The following is a 20846-nucleotide window of genomic DNA, read 5'->3' as shown; positions in this document are numbered from 1 at the left end:
TTTATTTGCATGCATATTTTCCGATTACTTTCCTTATTTCGATTGCACTTCCAAAGCTAATTGCTAAAAAAGAAGCTATCACGTTGTGTAATAGCTTCTTTAATCACTCTTAACTTAATGACATTGGGCTATTGCCTAGGTACTTTACTGCATACTTTTATTGAATTAAACTTTTACTATCAACTTTTCCTTTAAGTAATTTCTTATCTTCTAACCATTTAACATTCTTATCCCAAACACTCACGTCTTGACTTAAGAATTTGCCACTTTCATTTTCCATAAGTGGAAGTAATGTGCTTAAACTCTTTTTCTCAATTTCTGAATCTAGTGGAAAATCTTTGTTTTGCGCTTTTAATATTAAATCTAAAGCTTTATCTGAATTGTTTTTTGTATAATCAAAACCTTTTTTAGCAGCTGCTAAGAATGCTTGTATTGTACTATTATTATTCTTAAGTCCATCTTCACTTGCAATAAATGCTAGTTCATAGCTGTTTGCTACTCCATAGTCTACTGGATTAAAAGTGATAAGTTCAATACCTTCTTTTTCTAAAAGTAACTTTTCGTGATTGATATATCCACCTATTATTGCATCAACTCTTTTTGTTTCCATTGCAGGCATTAAGTCGTAACCAACATCTACAAAATCTACCTTTGAAGCATCTGCGCCAGCAGCACTAACCATTGCCTTAACTGTTTCCTTATCAATATCAAAGGAAGCGTATCCAACCTTTTTACCTTCTAGATCTTTTAAAGTTTTAACTCCTGAATCCTTTCGTACCATAAGTTGATTTAATGGACTTCTAACTATTGCACCAACAGACTTAACTGGAATGTTTTCTCCCCTTGCTAAAATAACTTGTTTAGGGTAGCTTATAGCTAAATCAGCTTTATTTGCTGCCACTAATTTAATTCCATCATCTGTACCTGCAGGTGTAATTAATTTAACCTTTAATCCTGCTTCTTTAAAATAACCTTGTTCTTCTGCAGCATATAAGAATGTATGAACTGCATTAGGATACCAGTCTAAAAGTACACTAATTTCTTTTAAATCTTTAGAAGCACCTTTTTCTTCCTTGTTATCTGACTTTGTAGAGCATGCGCTTAATAAGAAACTGAACATTACTACAATAACTAATGAAATACTAAGCTTTTTTAATTTCATGATTATCCTCCTTCATTACTCTTCTGTATTTTAATAAAACTTTTTCTAGTGAAAACCCTGTTGAAAATAGTAGTAACCCTAGAAAAGATAGAACTAACACACCTGCGAACACTGAATCTGATTGTAGCATACCTGCTGTTCTCTTTACATATATACCAAGTCCCTTTTCTGCACCTAACCATTCTCCTATGGTAGCTCCTGCAACACTATAAGTTGCAGCTATCTTAAAGCTGCTTAAAAAGTTAGGAAGTACTGTGTTCATATGGAGTTTAAAGAATATTTGAAATCTGCTTCCACCTAGAGCTCTTAAGACATCCTCTAAATCCTTATCTACACCATTTAACCCATCTAAGGTGCTTATTACTATGGGGAAAAAGCAGAACAAAACTACTACAGCTACCTTTGACCATATGCTATATCCAAACCACATAACCATAATTGGAGATAAAGCTATTGTTGGGATTGTTTGAGAAAATATTATAACTGGATACAAGGTTTTCCCAACATTTCTCCAAAGATAAATTGAAAGGGCACAAGAAATACCTATAATTACAGATATCATAAGCCCAAGTATTGCTTCTCCTAAGGTTATAATAGAATGACCATATAATAGTTCTCTTTGGGTCCATAACGCCTTAAGAACCACAGATAGTCTAGGTATAATATATTTTGGTACTTTAAAATATGGGATTAAAAACTCCCATGCTAAAAGTAGAAGCATTAAGAATACTAAAGGGAATATATAGTCCTTGATCTTTTTCATCATGAAATCCCCCTATCGTTCTCTTCTAGCCCATCAAGAATATTTAGAATACTTCTTTTTAATCCTATAAACTCACTAGAAAGTGTAGTTTCATAACTTCTTGGCCTATCTATATTAACATCTATAGATTTTAAATTTTTATAAGGTATTTCAGTACAAATCAGTATCCTGTCTGATAATAGTAAAGCCTCATCTATATCGTGGGTTATCATAAATACCGTATTTTTTTCCTTCTGACAAAGCTCTAAAAGCCACGCCTGCATTTTTCTTCTAGTTAATGCATCTAAAGAAGAAAATGGTTCATCTAATAATAGTATTGAAGGTTTATTCACTATAGCTCTTAAAAAGGACGCTCTCTGCCTCATACCACCGGATAATTCATAAGGGGAGTACATTTCAGTGCCTTCAAGTCCAAAGCCTTTAAAATAGGTTGCAGCTATTTTCCTAGCTTCTTTTTTACTGTGTCCATTTAATTCAAGTCCAACTGCTGTATTGTCGAGTATATTCCTCCAAGGCATCAACGAATCCTTTTGTGGCATATAGCCTATTATATTCTTGTTTGCTTCCTTAACTACTTCAATACTACCTTTTTGTGGCTTAATCAACCCTAAAATCAGCCTAAAAAGAGTGCTTTTTCCTGTACCACTTGGCGCAATAATTGTAACAAATTCATTTTTATCTATGCTAATGGATAAATCATCAATTATTAACCTCTCTGAATCCTTATACTTAAACGATATATTATTAATTTCCAATGCTTTCATATAAATTATCCAACTTTCTTTTTTATAGCATTTATGAATGTACCACCTCGTAATAAAACTTAATAATTTTAAATTTTCTTACCAGAATTCGTAAGAGTTTTAAAATTATATTTTGGACCGAAGTGTTATATCTTTATATCAAAATATATATTACTATATAAATATTTTACAAATTAAAAAAATTTGTGCTAAACAGGCTTCCCAAACAGAGTATCATTTTAAAAACAAGTTTTTCGAAAACTGAAAAAACTCCTTTCAATCAGTATCTACATACCATCGAAAAGAGTTAATAATCTAATAATCGTAAATCCAATAATCTTAGATCTACCTGTCATATTGTCTTAAAACTTCCCTTCGCTGGCATTACCCAGTGCAGGTTCAAAGGGTCTGAAAAACTTCATCTCAGCCTTAATGGCCCCCCTAGCATTACAGATAAATTTTATAGTTTAAAATGATAATTGTCAATAGTTTCATGATATTTATATAAAGCTTTGGATGAATGCCCATTTAATTTTAGCACAACGATTTAACTGCGACCAAGGATTTAATCGTATACAAAAAGGAGCTCGTACACCTGACCTATTGTCCTTTGTGTAAAAGCTCCTCTTAATATTATTATCTTGGTTGTACTATTAATTTTATTGCTGTTCTTTCTTCACCATCAATCATTATATCTGTGAAAGCTGGTACACACACTATATCTTTTCCACTAGGAGCAACGAAGCCTCTAGCAATTGCTATAGCCTTAACAGCTTGATTTATTGCTCCTGCACCTACAGCTTGTATTTCTACGATATTTTTTTCTTTTATTATAGCAGCTAAAGCTCCTGCCACAGAGTTAGGATTAGATTTTGTTGATACTTTTAATACTTCCATTATTATATGACCTCCTAGAAATTATCGATATCGTTTACATAAAGTATAATAATTACCTACTTTATCTATATTCTATATAAACTCTGAAAAACCTCTTTTTTAAAAAAATATTTTTAAAAAATTTTACAAAGAATACAAAAGTTACAGAAAAGCATAAAAAAATACATTTTGCTTTCACAAAATGTATTTTATAATTACTTGGCATAGTCAACTGCACGGGTTTCTCTAATAACATTTATTTTAATTTGTCCTGGATATTCTAATTGTTCTTCTATGTTCTTTACAATATTCCTTGCCATTTCAATGGCCCCTGCATCATCAACTTGATCTGGTTTAACCATAATTCTAATCTCTCTTCCAGCTTGAATGGCATATGACTTTTCTACACCTTCGTATGAATTTGCAATTTCTTCGAGCTTTTCTAATCTCTTAATATAAGCTTCTAAGGTTTCTCTTCTTGCGCCTGGTCTTGCTGCCGAAATTGCATCAGCTGCTTGAACTAGTACTGCTTCAAGAGATAGCATTTCTACATCACCATGATGAGCTGCTATAGCATTAACTACTATTGGTGATTCATGATATCTTTTAGCTAAATCTCCACCTATTAAGGCATGAGGTCCTTCATACTCTTGATCTACAGCTTTACCAATATCATGTAACAAACCAGCTCTTCTTGCGAGTGTAACATCTAAACCTAGTTCAGATGCCATAAGTCCTGCTAAGTATGAAACCTCGATAGAATGTTTTAGAACATTTTGACCATAACTAGTTCTATACTTTAATCTACCTAGAAGTCTAATTAATTCAGGGTGTAGTCCGTGTACTCCGGTTTCGAAGGTAGCTTGTTCTCCTTCTTCCTTAATATCATTTTCTACATCCTTAGTTGCTCGTTCTACCATTTCTTCTATTCTAGCTGGGTGAATTCTACCATCTACAATTAATTTTTCTAGAGCGATACGCGCTACTTCTCTACGAATAGGATCAAAACTTGATAGTATTACTGCTTCTGGAGTATCATCAATAATTAAGTCAACTCCTGTTAGTGTTTCTAAAGTTCTAATGTTTCTACCTTCTCTACCTATAATTCTGCCCTTCATTTCGTCATTAGGTAAAGCCACAACGTGTACAGTAGATTCTGAAACATGATCAGCGGCACATCTTTGAATAGCAGTAGTGATTATTTCTCTTGCCTTCTTATCCGCTTCTTCTTTTGCTTTTGTTTCAACTTCTTTAATCATTATAGCAGCATCATGTTTTATTTCCTTACTTATTTCGTCTAGAAGAATTTGCCTTGCTTCTTCACTAGATAGAGTTGATATTCTTTCTAGCTCCTCGCGCTGCTTTGTGTATAAATTCTGTACACTATCCTCTAATTGTTGAACCTCTTGTATCTTTTTGTTGAGGCCCTCATCTTTTTTCTCTAAAGCATCACTTTTTTTGTCTAGAGATTCTTCTCTTTGTATTAATCTTCTCTCTAAACGTTGAATTTCATTTCTTCTTTCACGGGATTCTCTTTCAACATCACTTCTTAACTTATGAACTTCTTCCTTAGCTTCCAAAATTGATTCTTTTTTCAGTGCTTCTGCTTCTCTTTTTGCGTTATCCAAATTAGTTTCAGCTTCCTGTTCTAAGCTGGACATTCTACGTTTAAAAGTATTTTGAATTACTGAATACTCGATAATTCCTAGCACTATCAAAACTATTATACAAACTATAATTTCAATAATGTAACTTCCCATTATTAACACCTCCTTCGCACTATTTTAGCAATATATATTATAAGTAAATATGAAGGCGTAGTAAGGTGCATATTAAATTCTCACTGTAATTAAATGAATATGATAAACCAGTATTTGTTATTATTTTATATTAATTTTAAAATTATGTCAAGTTGATAGGTAAAAGCTTGTTAAAAACAATTTAACATCTTTATATATATTATTATTATCAATTGTTTGTAATTTATAACAAAAAAATAAATCGCAAATGCGATTTATTTTTGATCTCCATTTGATTTGTTTTGTTTTCCTTCTGCTTTAGTAGTAGCCGCCTCTGCTTTAGCAGATGTTTTTGCTACTGTAAGTGGCAAATCATATTTTGATCTTATTTTATTTTCTATTTCAAATGCTATTTCAGGATTTTCTTTAAGGAATTGTTTAGCATTTTCTCTTCCTTGTCCTAATCTCACATCACCATATGAGAACCAAGCACCACTTTTTTGTATGATCTCATCTTTTACACCAACGTCTACTAAGTTACCTGTTTTTGATATTCCTTCTGCATACATAATATCAAATTCAGCTTGTTTGAAAGGAGGTGCAACCTTATTTTTAACCACCTTGATTCTAGTTCTATTTCCAACAATACTTTCACCTTGTTTTATTGAGTCAATTCTTCTTATATCCATTCTAATTGAAGCATAGAACTTTAAAGCTCTACCACCTGTTGTAGTTTCTGGACTACCAAACATAACTCCAACTTTTTCTCTTAACTGATTAATGAATACAACTACGCACTTTGACTTGTTTATAGTACCAGCTAATTTTCTTAAAGCTTGAGACATAAGTCTAGCTTGTAGACCAACGTGAGAATCTCCCATTTCGCCTTCAATTTCAGCTCTAGGAACTAAAGCCGCAACAGAGTCGATAACTATAACATCTAACGCACCTGATCTGACTAAAGCTTCTGTAATTTCTAATGCTTGCTCACCAGTATCTGGTTGAGAAACAACAAGATTATCTATATCTACACCTAGAACTTTAGCATAGCTAGGATCTAAAGCGTGTTCAGCATCTATGTATGCAACTGCACCACCAACTCTTTGAGCTTCAGCTGCTATATTTAAAGCAACAGTAGTCTTACCAGAGCTTTCTGGTCCATATATTTCTATTATTCTTCCCCTAGGAACTCCACCAATTCCTAAAGCTATATCTAAGTCTAAACAACCTGTTGATATAACATCAAAATTTAGTGTACTATGTTCACCTAATTTCATTATTGAGCCTTTTCCAAATTGTTTTTCTATTTGGCCCATAGCAGATTCTATAGCTTTAAGCTTTTCCATATCAATACCCATTGATAAACACATCCTCTCTCTATCGAACATCTGTTCTATTTATATTATAAGATACTTTAATATATAAGTCAACACTAATGTACACTTAAAATTAAAGTAATACCTAGTAATTTTTTCTTTTAAAATTTCTGATGATATTTTATTTTAAATAACTCTACTATATGGATGTACCACTTCCTTATAAAATTAATATTTTCAAAATTTTCGCTAAGAACTCAGAGGAGTTTTGAAAATAAACATTTATAGGGTTCCAATTTCAATTATTAATTTATACATGCTAAAAATCATAGGCTCATGATTTTCGAACATGCATAACTTAAGTTTTCGTAATGGAACCCTATAGTTATGAAGTGGCACATTAATTAAAACAAGTATAAATTGACTAAAGTCAACATTAGTTAATTTAACTATCATACTCTCAATCATACAGTCTTTAAAATTATCGACTGTTTTTATGATTATTAAACCTATTTATCAGTATTTATTGCCCCTTTATTTTTTACAAAATAATCTACTCCCGATAAAATAGTTACTATTACAGCTATATATAACGCAATAGTCGGTACTATATCAAAGAAATTATTCATCCAACTATGTTTATATATTAGATTTGTTAAGTACTTGGAAGAGCCTATATTAACCTTTAATAATAATAAAATTATAGCAACAATTTGAATTACAGTTTTTATCTTTCCCCACCAACTAGCTGCAATAACTGTACCGTCAGAAGCTGCTATGGTTCTAAGACCAGATACAGCAAACTCTCTAGCAATAATTATAACTGCAGCCCAGCTTGGTATTACATGAAGCTCAACTAATGAAATAAGTGCAGATGTAACTAATAGTTTATCTGCTAGTGGATCCATAAGCTTTCCAAAACGAGTTATTTGATTTCTACTCCTTGCTATATATCCATCGAGTTTATCGGTTAATGAAGCTAATATAAAAATAAAAGTAGCTATAAAAGTACTATATGTTAAATCTCTAAATGCTATAAATACCAAAAAGAACGGTACCAAAAATATTCTAATCAAAGTTAGTTTATTAGCAAGATTCATTACAAACAACTCCCAACAAGTCATATTCAGCGGAATCAGTAATTTTAACTTTTATTATATCACCAATAGTTAATTTATCATTAGTATTATTAACGATTATAGTAGCATCTATTTCAGGAGACATCTCATAAGATCTTCCAATATAATTTTCTCCATCATATTCTTCAATTAGAACATCATAGACATTGCCAATCTTAGATTTATTAATAGCTTCTGAAACATCCATTTGAGTTAGCATTAATAACTCTTCTCTTTTTTCCTTTACTTCTTCGTCAACATGGTTTGGCATTGAAAATGCTGGTGTTCCTTCTTCTTTTGAATATTTAAACACACCAACTTTATCTAGTTTATAATCTTTCAAAAAGTTTTTAAGCTCGCTGAAATCTTCATCAGTCTCTCCAGGGAATCCTACAATCAATGAAGTTCTTAAAGTTATACCTTTAACTTTTTCTCTTAAAAGCTCTATTTTGTTAATGATAGCTTCTTTAGTTGTCTTTCTTCCCATGGCTTTTAAAATATTATCACTTATATGTTGTATAGGCAAATCTATATATTTACAAACCTTAGGATTTGAAGCAATTTCATCTATTAATTCATCATATATTTCTTCAGGATAGCAGTATAAAAGCCTAATCCACTCAATACCTTCTATCTTGCTTAACTCATTTAGTAATATATGAAGTCTGTTCTCTTCATATAAATCTATTCCATATCTTGTAGTATCTTGACCTATTAGTATAAGTTCTTTAACTCCAGCTGACGCTAATTTCTTTGCTTCTTCAAGTACACTTTCTAAAGCTCTGCTTCTATATTTACCTCTTATCTTTGGTATGATACAGTATGTGCAGAAATTATCGCATCCTTCTGATATTCTTATATAAGCTGTTGCTTTATCAGTTGTAATAACTCTTTCACCTTCATTTATATTTGTATTACTGTATTCAAGCTTTGTTATTTTTTCTTCTTCTTTTTCTATAAAAGCTCTTATAAACTCATCGATCTTATTATAATCATTAACTCCAAGCATTATATCAATTTCAGGCATTAGCTCTGTGAGTTCACTTCCATATCTTTGAGTTAAACATCCTGTGGCGATAAGCAACCTACAGTTATATTTGTTCTTATATTCTGCCATCTCTAATATTGTATCTATAGATTCTTGTTTAGCCTTTTCTATAAAGCCACAAGTATTAACAATAATTATATCTGCAGATTTAGGGTCGTTAGTTAATTCGTAACCAGACTTTAGCTTACCCAGCATAATTTCAGAATCAACCCTATTTTTGTCGCATCCTAGGCTTATCAAGCCCACCTTATATTTCGTCAACTTAATTCCTCCTGTGTTCAATACAATATATAATACAAATTAATTTTAAAACTGTTTCAACATTAAAACAAGTATTTTTTCTACATATTCTCAAGTTCTTCCTTTGATATAAGAACTTGTCTAGGCTTACTGCCATCTTTTGGTGAAATAATATTGTTTTCTTCTAACTGTTCCATTATTCTAGCTGCTCTATTAAATCCAACCCTCAGCTTCCTTTGAAGAAAAGAAGTAGACGCCTGACCAGTTTCAACTACTATTCTAATAGCTTCATCCAAAAGTTCATCTCCATCATCAGGATTTGATGTACTTGTTGAAGTAACCTCACTATTAATATGCTCTATTATTTCCGTTTCATAAGAAGTTTCTTCTGAGGAACCTTTTATAAAGTTAATTACTTGCTCAACTTCCTCTTCTGATATAAACGCTCCCTGAATTCTTACTGGTTTTGATGCTCCAACAGGATAGAATAACATATCCCCCTTACCTAGAAGCTTTTCTGCACCTGATGAATCTAATATAGTTCTTGAATCTATCTGGCTAGAAACCGCAAAGGATATTCTAGATGGTATGTTAGCTTTTATAACTCCAGTTATAACATCAACTGAAGGTCTTTGAGTTGCAATAACAAGATGCATACCAGCAGCTCTAGCCATCTGAGCTAATCTAGCTATATAATCTTCTACATCGTTAGGGCAAGCCATCATTAAGTCTGCAAGCTCATCTACTATTATAACAATCCAAGGTAATTTTTCAGTTATAATCCCTTTATCAAAAAGATTATTATATGATTCTATATTTCTAACTCCACTATCTGCAAACAGTTTATATCTTCTTGTCATTTCATTAACAGCCCAATTAAGAGCTGCCGCTGCCTTTTTAGGATCTGTTACTACCGGAATTAGAAGCTGAGGTATTCCGTTATATACATTAAGTTCAACTACCTTAGGGTCAACCATCAAAAGCTTAACCTCTGAAGGAGAATATTTATATAATATACTAATAATTAAAGTATTTATGCATACACTTTTCCCTGAACCAGTAGCACCAGCTATTAATAGATGAGGCATCTTACTTAAATCTGCAACAATAGCTTTTCCTGCAATATCTTTACCTAAGGCAAAAGCGAGATTAGTTTTAGTATTGATAAACTCATCAGAGTCTAATACTTCTCTAAGCATAACTGGAGTCAATTCTTTGTTCGGAACTTCTATTCCTACTGCTGCTTTACCTGGGATCGGTGCTTCTATTCTTACACCGTTAGCAGCTAGTCCTAAAGCAATATCATCTGATAAATTAACTATCTTGCTTACCTTCACCCCTGCACTTGGTTGAAGCTCAAATCTAGTAACAGATGGACCTTTAGTTACTTGTACAATTTTAGCATCAACACCAAAGCTATTAAGTGTCTCTTCAAGCTTAGTTGCATTTAAAAGTAGCTCCTTCTTATCTTCCTTTTTCAGCTTTAAAGCAGAATTTACATTTAGAAGTTCAGTGGAAGGAATTATATACTCTTTATCATCTGCTGAAAGCAATCTTTCTGTTAATTCCTTGTTTACTACTTCCTTAACTTCATTGTCTAATCCTTTTTTCTTATCAGAGGTAGTGGTAGTATTTGGTGTAGATATAGTATTATCTGTTATTTCTACTTTTGTTGGAGCACTCTCAGACATTACCTCTTCATGAACTGAAGCATTTTTCATAAAATCTAATATTTTGATTTTATTATTTATTCCATTGATAAATTCATTTTGGTCTGGATTCTTTTCCTCTATAACTAGAAAATCATCCTTTTTCTCTATCTGTTTAGGCTTCTCGTTATTCTTTACGCTCTTCTTCTGTAGAAAACCTAAATCCATATTTATAGAATCCAAAGAGAAATCAAATCCAATTATAAATACAATAATATATATAGCAATATTCACAATGAAAGTACCTATACTACCAATTAATTTATATATAGGTAAAGTTATAGTAAATCCAATAATTCCGCTATGAAAATAATTTTGAGAATATATAATTGCTTTTAATGAATTAAAAAAACTCGTCTTGTCATAGTAACTTTCTATAGACATTACTTGTATAAATATCAAAGTGTTTATTATTGCTACTGTTATAGCTATGAAACTTTTAGATAATTTTATAACTCCTTTTGAACTAATATATATTATTGATAAATATATCATATATATGGGCAATATATATGTCCCTACTCCTATTGATGATATAAAGAAACGTTTTGAAAAAAATGAAAGATATCCAGCTGCATTTGTATATATGCTTATAGCTAAAACTAGACTCACTGCTAGTAATATTATTCCTGTTATATCAGTATTTTTTTTCTTTTGATTTTTTTTGCTTGTAGATTTTTTCTTAGCCATTCTTTTCACCTCTCTTTACTACTTCTACAAATAGATTTAATTTCCTCCAAAAACCGTAAATAAACCATAGGAAGATCCTATGGTTTATTTACACTATCTATCATTGAATTCAGTTTAGCAAGTGCTTCTTTGATTCCACCTACTTCATCTATAAGTCCATATTCTACAGCTTCTTTTCCTACTAAAATAGTTCCCATATCATTTAATAGCTCATCAGTTTGAAGCATTAAGGTTTTTAGGGTTTCCTTGTTTATTTTAGAAGTTCTAATTATAAATTCATTTATACGTTCCTGCATTTTATTAAAATATTTAAAAGTCTGAGGAACCCCGAGTACTAATCCATTCATCCTTATTGGATGCAATATCATGGTAGCAGAAGGGGATATAAACGAATAATCAGATGCAGTAGCTAAAGGAACTCCGATAGAGTGTCCTCCGCCTATTACTAGCGATACTGTAGGCTTACTTAAACTTCTTAGCATCTCTGAAATGGCGAGTCCTGCTTCTACGTCACCACCAACAGTGTTTAAAATAGTTAATATACCTTCTACCTTTTCATTTTGTTCCATCTCTATCAATTGAGGTATTACATGCTCATACTTAGTAGTTTTAGTTTGTGGTGGCAAAACACCATGACCTTCAATCTGACCAATTATAGATAATATATGAATTCTTTGTTGTGTTTCTTGAGCAGAATTTAAATTTCCAAGTTCTTTTATTGCCTCGATTTTATCATCTTGTTTTGTTTCATCTTTTTTTAGTTCATCGTTCATAATCATTCCTCCTGTACTTTACTATTTTGCACAAGAGAACAATCTATTATTCAATGTATTACATAAAAGCTTTGTGAAGTACATTAATTGCTTTTTCTACATCGAAGGAATGTATTAAGCACCATATTGTAGTATGAGAATCAGCCGTTTGAAGAACCTCAATATTATTGTCATCTAAAGTTCTTATTATCTTAGCCATTACTCCAGGAATACCTTTCATTCTTGACCCAATTAAAGAAACCTTACTACAGTCTTTAACTAAACTGTATATAATATTTTCGCCTTTCAATACCGATTCTAATTTCAACAAATCTTCTGAGTCAATCGTAAATATTTTTTCTTTTGGAAATATATTAATTAAATCTAAGCTTATTTTATTTTCAGCTAAAGTATCTAATACTTTTCTATATTCAATTTTATCTTTATTTTCTAAATCAGTTACAGTTACTTGAATTCTACCTGACATATGAGTTATGCCAGTTAAGATACGTGGATCACTGTTATCACCCACATTGTCTATAACAGTACCTTTGCTTTTAGACATTGTATTTCTTATTACAAGAGGTATATTTCCTCTCATAGCAATCTCTACAGCTCTAGGATGAATAACCTTTGCACCTTGATCAGCAAACTGGAACACTTCATTATAACTTATTTTATCAATTAGATTTGCATCTTCTACTATTCTTGGATCAGCTGTCATTATCCCATCTACATCAGTAAATATTTCGATTTGCTCACTTTTTAAAGCTACACCTAATATTGATGCTGTAGTATCACTACCACCTCTTCCGAGAGTTGTAAAATTCCCTTCTCCATCAGTACCTTGAAATCCGCATACTACTGGTACTATTCCTTCGTTCAACAGGTGTATTATTCTCTTTGTATCTACATCTAATAAGCGCGCATTGGAAAAATCACTATTAGTTACAATACCAGCTTGTCCTCCAGTCAAAGGCATGGCCTTAATATTGTTCATATATAGTTCTTGGCAAAGAACTGTAGAACTAATTATTTCACCACAGCACATTAAAAGATCAGTTGCATGCTTGTTTGATTTTTTAAAATCACTATTTAAAAGTGAAAGAAGTGTATCTGTTGCATACGGTTCTCCCTTCCTTCCCATAGCAGAAACTACAACTACTGGCGAATAACCATTGTTTATTGCTTCTTTAACTTTTTCAATTACCTGTTCTCTTCTCTCAGATGTAGATACTGAAGTTCCACCAAACTTTTGTATGATGATTTTCAAAATATCACTCCTTTGTTAAAGCTTTGTTCTTTTAATCATTTCCTCTTCGACGTCAAGTATTATTGTTTTTGCACCTATTTTCTTTACATAATCCCAAGAAATCTCTAGAAATTCGTCTCCTCCAAATAGGCTAAACTTTGACATATTAACATTTATGATGAGAAATTTAAGTCTTCCCTCATCGTCTATAACTATATCATTGCTTGATAAAGAATTATACTTTTCGCCATCATTTACGTTTATGATTTCATAACGTTCCATTTCAGATAAATATTTTACATTGTCACTCATTGTAATACACCTCCTTAACATCAAAGTATGATACCAAGGAGGATTTTATGCTTATATATTTCCTTCACTGTTAGTGTATGCAACTACATCTTTTTGTGCTAGCGTGGACAAAGCATCTAAATTAATTTCTTTTCCAACAAAAGCACCATTAAGTATTCCAGGTTTAAAGCATTGTTCAAGCATGGTGTGAACAGTATCAAAATTAATTCTGTCTATTTTATTTATTATATCTTCAGGTTTATTTAATTTATTTAAAAATAATACAGATTTACCATTGCTAAACATTCTGCTACTAGTACTCTCTAGTCCTAAAACATAACCTGCTTTAATCTTTTCTTTGTTTATATTTAGTTGTTCTTTAGTGATTCCTTTAGAAATAAAAAGCTCTAATTCCTCATTTATAGCAAGCAGTGTTTCTTCTGCATATACGGGATTAAGTCCTACATAAATATTTAACATTCCAGTATTCTTATAAGAAAGAGGATATGAATAAACTGAATAGCATACACCCATTTCTTCACGAATCTTTTGGAATAGCAGTGAAGATGCACCTCCACCTAAAATATTATTTAGAACTATTAAATTATATCCGTTATCGTCTCCAATTGGAACTCCTTTAAGTCCTAAATTTATGTGAAGTTGTTCAATATCCTTATCAGAGCTTACGAAATTATTTTTAAGCTCTGGAGTAGAATAATCTGTTATTATCTCTCTTTCAGATTTCCAACCACCAAAATAATTTTCTACAAGTTTTATAAGCTCTTTATATTCAAATTTACCACAGATAGACAAAACTGAATTTTTAGGTGTATAGTGAGAGTTAACATAATTAGTTATAGTTTCTTTGTTGAAGGACCTTACAGTTTCAGGAGTTCCAAGAATCGGATATGCTAAAGAGTCCTCTTCAAAAGCTGCCTTTGCGTGTATATCTGACAATACATCCTCTGGAGTATCCTCGCCCATATTTATCTCTTCTACAACTACACCTTGTTCCTTTTGTATATCTTCTTCAGCAAAATTAGAATTAAACATCATATCAGACAATACTTCTAAGCATAATCTAGCATGAGTTGAAAGAGCTTTAAAGTAATAACAGGTAGACTCCTTGCTTGTATAAGCGTTTATTTGTCCACCCACATTTTCTATATCTTCAGCTATTTGTTTTGCATTTCTGTTTTTTGTACCTTTAAACATCATGTGTTCTATAAAGTGTGAGATACCATTATTATGTAAATCTTCATTTCTTGACCCATTTTCTACATGTAATCCTATGCTTATAGAGTCAACATGATCTATGTATTCTGTGACAACTCTTAAACCATTTGGTAATGTGTATAGGTTATACATAAAAATACCTCCTTAAAAAATAAAAAGGCAATTTTTAAGTTGCCCTTTCATCGTTATTCTTTTGATTTATCTTCTTTTGATTTGTCTTCCTGTGTTTCAGCAATCGCATCTTTTCTAGATAGGTTGATTCTACCTTGGTTATCTATATCGGTAACCTTAACAAGTATTTCATCTCCTACAGATACAATATCTTCAACTTTATTTACTCTAGCTACATCAAGTTTAGATATATGAACTAAACCTTCTTTGTTTGGTAATATTTCAACAAATGCACCAAATTGAGCGATTTTAACTACTTTACCTAAGTATATCTCTCCTGATTTTACTTCACGAGTAAGTCCATCTATTATCTTTAAGGCTTCATTAACTCCTGAATGATCTGAAGATGAAACAAATATCTTTCCGTCATCCTTAATGTCAATCTTAACACCAGTATCAGCTATAATCTTATTTATTATCTTTCCACCAGCACCGATTACATCTCTTATCTTATCAGGATCAATTTGTATTGTTGAAGTCTTAGGAGCATATAATGAAACTTCTTTTCTAGCATCTGGTATACATTCTTTAATCTTATCAAGTATGCCAAGTCTTGCTTTTCTTGCATCATATATAGCAGTTCTTATACAATACTCTGATAATCCAGCTATCTTTGTGTCAACTTGTATAGAAGTTATTCCTTTTTCAGTACCTGCTACCTTAAAGTCCATATCTCCAAAGAAGTCTTCTATTCCTTGTATATCAGTTAGAACTTCTTCTTCTGATAAATCTTCAGAAGTTATTAATCCCATTGCTATACCAGCAGCTGGTCTTTTAATTGGAACTCCTGCATCTAATAACGCTAAAGTTGATCCACAAACTGATGCTTGTGATGTAGAACCATTTGAGCTTAATACTTCAGATACAAGTCTTATAGTGTATGGAAATTCTTCTTCTGATGGTATAAGTGGTTCAAGAGCTCTTTCAGCTAATGCACCATGACCAATTTCTCTTCTACCTGGTCCTCTTAAAGGTCTAACTTCACCAACACTGTATGATGGGAAGTTGTAGTGATGCATATATCTCTTAGATACTTCTTCACCAATTCCATCTAGAATTTGAACATCTCCTATAGCACCTAAAGTTGCTACAGTCATAACTTGTGTAAGTCCTCTTGTAAATATACCTGTTCCATGAGTTCTTGGTAAAACTCCTACTTCACAGTTTATTGGTCTAACTTCGTCAAAAGCTCTTCCATCAGGACGTCTTCTTTCATGTAAAAGCATATCTCTTACGATTTCTTTTTGAATTCTGTATACAACGTCATTAACGTCAGACATGTTATCTGGATATATATCAGCAAAGTGTTGTACTACACTCTTCTTAACTTCATCCATTTCTTCATTTCTTTCATTCTTATCGATAATATACATAGCTTTTTTAATAATTTCAAAGGAATATTCGCGAACTGTTTTTTCTAGTTCTGCATCAACCTTGTATATTAAAGGTTCCTTTTTCTCTTTTCCAAAAGCTTTCATTGCTTCTTCTTGGAAAGCAACTATATCTTTACATGCTTCAAATCCAAAAGTAATAGCATTTATCATAGTTTCTTCTGGTATCTCGTGACCACCAGCTTCAATCATCATAACTCTATCTTTTGTAGCACATACTGTTAAAGCAAGTATCATTTCTTCTCTTTGTTTTGATGTTGGATTTAATATAAATTCATCACCGATTAAACCTACTTGTACTGCGGCTACTGGAGTGGTGAATGGGATACTTGATAGACAAAGAGCAGTGGATGCTGCATTTATCGCAAGAATTTCTGGAAGGTTATCATTTTCTACAGAAACTACTGTACAAACTACTTGTACGTCATTTCTATATCCTTTAGGGAAAAGTGGTCTAAGCGGTCTATCGACAGCTCTTCCATTTAGAATTGCTTTTTCTGAAGGTCTACCCTCTCTCTTGATAAATCCTCCAGGTATTTTTCCTACTGCATATAATCTTTCTTCATATTCAACACTTAGAGGAAAGAAATCAATCCCCTCTCTTGGTGATTCTGAAGCATTAGCGTTTGTTAATATTACTGTGTCACCATAGCTCATTAATATAGCAGTATCTGAAAGCATTCCTAACTTTCCAAATTCTACTTTCATTTTTCTACCAGCTACAGTGGTTTCATGAAAATGATTCATGTGTTATTACCTCCTTTCGGTTACTTATGTAAAACTTTACTTTAGTTGATAAAATAATAGAGCGGTATAACCGCTCTTTTCAGATTAACCTCTTATACCTAATTGTCCTATTATTGCTCTATATCTTTCGATATCTTGAGAAGATAGGTAGTTTAAAAGACCTCTTCTTTGTCCAACCATCATTAGAAGACCTCTTCTTGAATGGTGATCTTTCTTATGAACCTTTAAATGTTCAGTAAGATAGTTGATTCTTTCAGTAAGTAGTGCTATTTGCACTTCTGGTGAACCAGTATCTCCTTCATGTCTTGCGTACTTAACTATAATTTCTTGTTTTCTTGCCTTATCCATGTGTAAACACCTCCAAAATTATCCCCTAGTTCCATGAAAAAAGATGGCAAACCTTTTATCTTAGGATTAGGTTCTCAAAGGTATTATAGCAGAACTGAATTTTATTGTAAATGAATTTTTTTACAATCCACTTAGGTTTTTTCTTGATTCAGCAAAAGCTTTATCACTAATTAGTTGCTGCTGTAACTCCTTTAGGCTATTGAACTTTTCTTCATTTCTTATTCTTTCAAGAAAATAAACTTTTAATTCATCGCCATAAATATTTTTATTAAAATTTAATATATAGGTCTCTATAGTTATATTCTTCCCATTTACCGTAGGATTATAACCAATAGATGTAATACTTTTATATAACTTACTCTTATAAACTGTATTTGTATAATAAACTCCTATTTTAGGAAGAACTGAGCTTGCGTCAACCTCAGTATTAGCAGTAGGAAATCCTAGTGTTCTTCCTAGCTGTTTTCCTTTCACAACTATGCCTCTAAGAATATATGGTCTAGTAAGTAGTGCATTAGCACCATCCAAATCTCCATCAATTAGAAGGTTTCTTATCTTTGTACTGCTTATTATATTTTCTTCATTCATCAAAGCCCCCATAATATGCAGTTCAAATCCATACTTTTCACTTAGAGCTTTTAGAAGATTTATGTCACCTTTATTTTTATAGCCAAATCTATAATTAAATCCAACAATTATCCCTTTAGCATTATATTTTCTTAAAAGCATTTCTATAAATGCTTCAGGCTCAATCTTCATAAAGTCTTCATTAAAATTTACAAGACAAGCAATATCAACGCCTAGTTCTTCAAGAATCTCGAGTTTTGTTGTGTTATCAAGTAGCAGTTTAGGAGCTCTATCTTTATTAACTACAGTTAACGGATGGTTTTTAAAAGTAAAAACCATGCTAGAACAGCTATTTTTCTTAGCTAGTTCCAGAGTTTTGTTTATCAAACTCAAATGTCCTAAATGCAAGCCATCGAAACTACCTAGAGCTATAAAAGAACTTTTTTGTAAAGAGATTTTGCTATTTTCATCAATAATTATCATCTTTGTACCTCTAATCTAATAATAATTTTTCCAACTTAAAGCCATCCCTATTCATCTTGCCAAGTCCAATTAGAGATCCTTTATTATCATACACTTTATAAAGTTTTTGAAAATCAAGTTCATCTCTAATCATTGTTCTATCACTCACTCTTACACCATTAATTAATAACTTAGAAAATTTTTCATTTACGTTAATACTGTCATAAAACTTCAATGCATCTTCAATTGATATAATAAATTCACTTATATTCGATTCATTTAAATCTTCTAACTTAACGCTATTACTTAATGTGAAAAATCCATTTCTAGTTCTACACAAAGCAGTCATAGTTGCACCTACATTTAACTCGTTTCCTATATCGAAGCATAAGCTTCTAATATATGTTCCCTTAGAGCAGGTAACATCCATAGTGACAAAAGGAAGATTTATCTCTATATTATCTATAGAATATATGTTAATCTTTCTTGCCTCTCTTTCAATCTCTTTTCCCTGCCTAGCAAGTTCATATAGTCTTTTTCCATTAACCTTAAGTGCAGAATACATAGGAGGAACTTGATCTATTAAACCAATAAATTTAGATATTACTTTTAAAACATCTTCATTTTTTATATGGTCTGTCTCTGAAGTTTTAATAACAGTTCCTTCTAAGTCATATGTATCAGTTACTATTCCTAACTGAAAACTGACTTTGTATGATTTTTGATTTTCCATTATATAATCAATTATTTTAGTTGCTTTTCCCATACAAACAGGAAGAACCCCTGAAGCTTCAGGATCAAGGGTTCCTGTATGTCCAACTTTCTTTTCCTTAGTTAAAAATCTAACTTTTCTAACTACATCAAAAGAAGTCATACCTGTGCTTTTATTTATATTAATTACACCATTCATATCTATATCTCTTCTTTTATTTGATTTAAAACTAAATTTTTAGCTTCGTTTAAGGATATGTTTTTCATAGTAATTCCAGAAGCTCTCACATGACCGCCTCCACCAAAAACTGAAGCAACTTTATTAACATTTAAGTATTTTTTAGATCTTAGGCTTACTTTAACACCATCTTCAACTTCTCTAAATAATACTGCTCCCTCAACACCTCTGATTTGAAGTCCTTGAGAGATTATGTCTGAAGAATCATCTAAAACCATATTTAATCTATTAATTGTATCCCTAGTTATTTCCATAACAGCAAGCTTTCCTTCATATATAAGCTCTGCATTTCCTAATACATGCCCTATAAGTTTCAGCTTTTCGAAAGGTTTATTATCAAATATATTACTATGGATATCTGAATGATTTATATTAAATTTTAGAAGTTCAGATGCAATAGCATGAGTAGTTGGAGTAGCATTTGAATGTCTAAAAGACCCTGTATCTGTAACTAGGGCGGTGTAAAGACACTTTGCTATATCACTATCAATTTCAGCATTTAATAACTTTATAAGACTATATACTATTTCTGCTGTTGCAGAGGCAGTAACATCTATAAAATTTAAATCACCATAAAGATCATTTGATAAATGATGATCTATATTTATAATAGTACCTTTAAATCCTTCTAAATCTGCTGAAATTCTCTCTTTATTTCCACAATCAAGTATTATTACACAATCACAGTCTTCTTTAGGACTTACACATTCTCCATTAAGCTCATTTGAAAAAGGAAGGAAGCTTAAATTATATGATATCGTATCTTTCGATATCATATAAGCTTCCTTACCAATTTTTTTTAAGGCTTGATATAATGACAATACGCTACCAGCTGCATCACCATCAGGAGAAACATGAAATGTAATACCTATTTTATTCATCGGTAAAATCTTATTAGCAATTTCATGTAGTGTCATTCTATTTCTCCTTTATCTTCTCTAAAAGAGAATCTATATGCATTCCTTTTTCAATAGACTCATCTAACTGAAATAATACTTCAGGTGTATGTCTTAAATTAATTCTATGACCTAATTCTTTACGAACAAAGCTACTAGAACTCTTTAAAGCACTAAAAGTACTAGCCTTTTCCTCTTCACTTAAACTAAATATACTAATATAGATATTAGCATATCTTAAATCCTTTGTTACTACTGCATCAGTTACACTTATCATAGCAGTAAGTCTAGGATCTTTTATACTGTTTCTTATTATATCGCTTACTTCTTTTTTTACTTCTTCATTTATTCTTCCGCCTCTATAGTTAGGCATGAAAATC

The 20846-nt window shown here is 31.6% G+C and carries 20 protein-coding genes and 1 riboswitch; all 20 genes read right to left on the bottom strand.

What is annotated here, in order from left to right; genetic code table 11:
- Positions 1–157: 157 nt before the first annotated feature.
- The 20 genes from JHL18_RS08560 to rbfA all read right to left on the bottom strand — a co-directional run bounded on the left by JHL18_RS08560 (position 158) and on the right by rbfA (position 20839).
- The gene (locus JHL18_RS08560) at positions 158–1162 is read right to left on the bottom strand and encodes an ABC transporter substrate-binding protein (RefSeq protein WP_200268161.1); all 1005 of its coding nucleotides are present in this window, start codon (positions 1160–1162) and stop codon (positions 158–160) included.
- Entirely contained in the window at positions 1143–1925 is a 783-nt protein-coding gene (locus JHL18_RS08555) for an ABC transporter permease (protein WP_200268158.1), read from the bottom strand. Before JHL18_RS08555 ends, JHL18_RS08560 begins: the two co-directional genes overlap by 20 nt.
- Entirely contained in the window at positions 1925–2689 is a 765-nt protein-coding gene (locus JHL18_RS08550; protein ID WP_200268156.1) for an ABC transporter ATP-binding protein, read from the bottom strand. The genes JHL18_RS08555 and JHL18_RS08550 overlap by 1 nt, the downstream gene beginning before the upstream one ends.
- Positions 2690–3021: 332 nt before the next feature.
- A riboswitch (TPP riboswitch) is annotated at positions 3022–3121 on the bottom strand.
- A gap of 183 nt (positions 3122–3304) precedes the next feature.
- Positions 3305–3565: a stage V sporulation protein S gene (locus JHL18_RS08545; RefSeq protein ID WP_183277380.1), complete on the bottom strand. Its 261-nt coding sequence runs from the start codon at positions 3563–3565 to the stop codon at positions 3305–3307.
- Positions 3566–3759: 194 nt separating this feature from the next.
- Complete coding sequence (gene rny / locus JHL18_RS08540; protein ID WP_200268154.1) at positions 3760–5304, bottom strand: ribonuclease Y; 1545 nt, start codon at positions 5302–5304, stop codon at positions 3760–3762.
- A 254-nt stretch (positions 5305–5558) separates the two neighbouring features.
- Entirely contained in the window at positions 5559–6641 is a 1083-nt protein-coding gene (recA, locus tag JHL18_RS08535; protein WP_200268152.1) for a recombinase RecA, read from the bottom strand.
- A gap of 240 nt (positions 6642–6881) precedes the next feature.
- The gene (locus JHL18_RS25720) at positions 6882–7055 is read right to left on the bottom strand and encodes a hypothetical protein (RefSeq protein ID WP_207752994.1); all 174 of its coding nucleotides are present in this window, start codon (positions 7053–7055) and stop codon (positions 6882–6884) included.
- A 53-nt stretch (positions 7056–7108) separates the two neighbouring features.
- Positions 7109–7699, bottom strand: a complete 591-nt coding sequence (pgsA, locus tag JHL18_RS08530) for a CDP-diacylglycerol--glycerol-3-phosphate 3-phosphatidyltransferase (protein WP_200268150.1) — start codon at positions 7697–7699, stop codon at positions 7109–7111.
- A complete protein-coding gene (gene rimO / locus JHL18_RS08525) occupies positions 7686–9026 on the bottom strand; it encodes a 30S ribosomal protein S12 methylthiotransferase RimO (protein WP_200268148.1) in 1341 nt (446 codons plus the stop codon). The genes pgsA and rimO overlap by 14 nt, the downstream gene beginning before the upstream one ends.
- Before the next feature lie 80 nt (positions 9027–9106).
- The gene (locus JHL18_RS08520) at positions 9107–11404 is read right to left on the bottom strand and encodes an FtsK/SpoIIIE family DNA translocase (RefSeq protein ID WP_200268146.1); all 2298 of its coding nucleotides are present in this window, start codon (positions 11402–11404) and stop codon (positions 9107–9109) included.
- A gap of 77 nt (positions 11405–11481) precedes the next feature.
- Positions 11482–12177 carry a ClpP family protease gene (locus tag JHL18_RS08515; protein WP_200268144.1) on the bottom strand — a complete coding sequence of 232 codons (696 nt, stop codon included), beginning with the start codon at positions 12175–12177 and terminating at the stop codon, positions 11482–11484.
- A gap of 58 nt (positions 12178–12235) precedes the next feature.
- Positions 12236–13429 (bottom strand): aspartate kinase, encoded by a 1194-nt coding sequence (gene dapG / locus JHL18_RS08510; RefSeq protein WP_200268142.1) that lies wholly within the window; start codon positions 13427–13429, stop codon positions 12236–12238.
- 15 nt (positions 13430–13444) lie between these two features.
- Complete coding sequence (locus tag JHL18_RS08505) at positions 13445–13720, bottom strand: YlmC/YmxH family sporulation protein (RefSeq protein WP_200268140.1); 276 nt, start codon at positions 13718–13720, stop codon at positions 13445–13447.
- A gap of 51 nt (positions 13721–13771) precedes the next feature.
- On the bottom strand, positions 13772–15067 hold the full coding sequence (locus JHL18_RS08500) for a M16 family metallopeptidase (RefSeq protein ID WP_200268138.1): 1296 nt from the start codon (positions 15065–15067) through the stop codon (positions 13772–13774).
- 53 nt (positions 15068–15120) lie between these two features.
- Entirely contained in the window at positions 15121–17244 is a 2124-nt protein-coding gene (locus tag JHL18_RS08495) for a polyribonucleotide nucleotidyltransferase (protein ID WP_200268136.1), read from the bottom strand.
- A gap of 84 nt (positions 17245–17328) precedes the next feature.
- Positions 17329–17592, bottom strand: a complete 264-nt coding sequence (gene rpsO / locus JHL18_RS08490) for a 30S ribosomal protein S15 (RefSeq protein WP_183277391.1) — start codon at positions 17590–17592, stop codon at positions 17329–17331.
- Positions 17593–17712: 120 nt separating this feature from the next.
- Complete coding sequence (locus JHL18_RS08485; protein WP_200268134.1) at positions 17713–18642, bottom strand: bifunctional riboflavin kinase/FAD synthetase; 930 nt, start codon at positions 18640–18642, stop codon at positions 17713–17715.
- Positions 18643–18652: 10 nt separating this feature from the next.
- Positions 18653–19531, bottom strand: coding sequence for a tRNA pseudouridine(55) synthase TruB (gene truB / locus JHL18_RS08480; protein ID WP_200268109.1), 879 nt, complete (start codon positions 19529–19531; stop codon positions 18653–18655).
- Positions 19532–19533: 2 nt separating this feature from the next.
- Complete coding sequence (locus JHL18_RS08475; protein WP_200268107.1) at positions 19534–20487, bottom strand: DHH family phosphoesterase; 954 nt, start codon at positions 20485–20487, stop codon at positions 19534–19536.
- Between the two features lies 1 nt (position 20488).
- Positions 20489–20839 carry a 30S ribosome-binding factor RbfA gene (gene rbfA, locus JHL18_RS08470; RefSeq protein WP_200268105.1) on the bottom strand — a complete coding sequence of 117 codons (351 nt, stop codon included), beginning with the start codon at positions 20837–20839 and terminating at the stop codon, positions 20489–20491.
- Positions 20840–20846 lie beyond the last annotated feature (7 nt).

Origin of the sequence: Clostridium yunnanense, assembly GCF_016595795.1 — a bacterium.
GTDB classification, from domain to species: Bacteria; Bacillota; Clostridia; order Clostridiales; family Clostridiaceae; genus Clostridium_AR; species Clostridium_AR yunnanense.
The sequence above is the reverse complement of the archived record's forward strand: the minus strand, read 5'-3'. Positions and strand labels throughout refer to the sequence as shown.

Coding starts and splice junctions, on each gene's coding strand:
- JHL18_RS08520 (WP_200268146.1), bottom strand. CDS start 11,404: ATGGCTAAGAAAAAATCTACAAGCAAAAAAAATCAAAAGAAAAAAAAT.
- rpsO (WP_183277391.1), bottom strand. CDS start 17,592: ATGGATAAGGCAAGAAAACAAGAAATTATAGTTAAGTACGCAAGACAT.
- JHL18_RS08550 (WP_200268156.1), bottom strand. CDS start 2,689: ATGAAAGCATTGGAAATTAATAATATATCGTTTAAGTATAAGGATTCA.
- JHL18_RS08495 (WP_200268136.1), bottom strand. CDS start 17,244: ATGAATCATTTTCATGAAACCACTGTAGCTGGTAGAAAAATGAAAGTA.
- JHL18_RS08560 (WP_200268161.1), bottom strand. CDS start 1,162: ATGAAATTAAAAAAGCTTAGTATTTCATTAGTTATTGTAGTAATGTTC.
- rny (WP_200268154.1), bottom strand. CDS start 5,304: ATGGGAAGTTACATTATTGAAATTATAGTTTGTATAATAGTTTTGATA.
- JHL18_RS08505 (WP_200268140.1), bottom strand. CDS start 13,720: ATGAGTGACAATGTAAAATATTTATCTGAAATGGAACGTTATGAAATC.
- JHL18_RS08515 (WP_200268144.1), bottom strand. CDS start 12,177: ATGAACGATGAACTAAAAAAAGATGAAACAAAACAAGATGATAAAATC.
- JHL18_RS08485 (WP_200268134.1), bottom strand. CDS start 18,642: ATGATAATTATTGATGAAAATAGCAAAATCTCTTTACAAAAAAGTTCT.
- JHL18_RS08545 (WP_183277380.1), bottom strand. CDS start 3,565: ATGGAAGTATTAAAAGTATCAACAAAATCTAATCCTAACTCTGTGGCA.
- truB (WP_200268109.1), bottom strand. CDS start 19,531: ATGAATGGTGTAATTAATATAAATAAAAGCACAGGTATGACTTCTTTT.
- recA (WP_200268152.1), bottom strand. CDS start 6,641: ATGGGTATTGATATGGAAAAGCTTAAAGCTATAGAATCTGCTATGGGC.
- JHL18_RS08475 (WP_200268107.1), bottom strand. CDS start 20,487: ATGACACTACATGAAATTGCTAATAAGATTTTACCGATGAATAAAATA.
- pgsA (WP_200268150.1), bottom strand. CDS start 7,699: ATGAATCTTGCTAATAAACTAACTTTGATTAGAATATTTTTGGTACCG.
- JHL18_RS08500 (WP_200268138.1), bottom strand. CDS start 15,067: ATGTATAACCTATACACATTACCAAATGGTTTAAGAGTTGTCACAGAA.
- rbfA (WP_200268105.1), bottom strand. CDS start 20,839: ATGCCTAACTATAGAGGCGGAAGAATAAATGAAGAAGTAAAAAAAGAA.
- JHL18_RS08555 (WP_200268158.1), bottom strand. CDS start 1,925: ATGAAAAAGATCAAGGACTATATATTCCCTTTAGTATTCTTAATGCTT.
- JHL18_RS25720 (WP_207752994.1), bottom strand. CDS start 7,055: ATGATAGTTAAATTAACTAATGTTGACTTTAGTCAATTTATACTTGTT.